The organism is Streptomyces sp. H27-C3 (assembly GCF_030063415.1).
Lineage (GTDB): Bacteria > Actinomycetota > Actinomycetes > Streptomycetales > Streptomycetaceae > Streptomyces.
Genome location: NZ_JASITA010000119.1, coordinates 1 through 882, shown reverse-complemented (window position 1 = coordinate 882; position 882 = coordinate 1). Strand labels below are relative to the sequence as shown.

General features: G+C 64.6%; 2 protein-coding genes. Both read left to right on the top strand.

All coding sequences use genetic code 11. From position 1 onward, the window contains the following. The first annotated feature begins 72 nt into the window (after positions 1–72). Complete coding sequence (locus QMK30_RS38335; RefSeq protein WP_283522950.1) at positions 73–477, top strand: helix-turn-helix domain-containing protein; 405 nt, start codon at positions 73–75, stop codon at positions 475–477. Next, positions 471–882 (top strand): IS30 family transposase (locus QMK30_RS38330; RefSeq protein WP_349362170.1); only part of this gene is annotated, 412 nt, incomplete at its 3' end. The genes QMK30_RS38335 and QMK30_RS38330, both read left to right, overlap by 7 nt.

Below are 882 nucleotides of genomic sequence, written 5' to 3'. Positions count from 1 at the left end.
CTTAGATTCAACCGGTCAGAGCAACAGTGCTGGTCGAGGAGGGTATACGTGGCGAGACTGGGTCGGCCGGGGATGCCGGACGAGATGAAGGCCGACTTGTGGCGGCGGTGGAAGGCCGGGGAATCGATCAGCGTCATCTCACGGCAGATCGGCAAGCCGCCCGGCTCGGTGTTCACCGTCCTCAAGCATCACGGCGGAATCGCGCCTGAATCCCGCAAGGCGCGCGCTGGAAGCCTGACCAGGAACGAGCGGGAGGAGATCTCGCGCGGGTTGTGTGCCGGTGAGTCCTACCGGACCATCGCCGGCCTCCTGGGACGTGCGGTGTCGACGATCAGCCGTGAAGTCAACAACAACGGCGGACGCGACCCCTACCGGGCAATCGCCGCACAGGAACAAGCACTTGACCGTGCCCGGCGACCGAAGCAATGCCTGCTCTCCCGTGAACCCGCGCTGAGGCAGACGGTGCTGACCTGCTGAAGGAGGAATGGTCGCCCGAACAGATCGTCGGACATCTGCGTCTGAATCACGGTGCCGACCCCGCGATGCGGATCAGCCACGAGACGATTTACCGGTCGATCTACACCACCCGCTGGAAGGTGGTCCCCCGTGAACTGTGCAAGCGCCTCCGAACCGGCCGCCCGATCCGGAAGAACCAGCGTCACACGGTGAAAGGCCAGTGGCGTTCACAGATCACCGATGCCCGGCCGATCGAGGAGCGGCCCCGGACAGCGGAGAACCGCAGCGAATCCGGGCACCTGGAAGGCGATCTGGTGATCGGCTCGAACAACAGCCAGGTCGCCACATTGGTCGACCGGAAATCGCGCTTCCTCACGGTCGTGAAACTCGCCAGCCGTCACACCACCGTGGTCGTTCCCGCTCTCG

Excerpts from the sequence above, each read along its gene's own strand:
- QMK30_RS38335 (WP_283522950.1), top strand. The coding sequence starts at position 73 with ATGCCGGACGAGATGAAGGCCGACTTGTGGCGGCGGTGGAAGGCCGGG.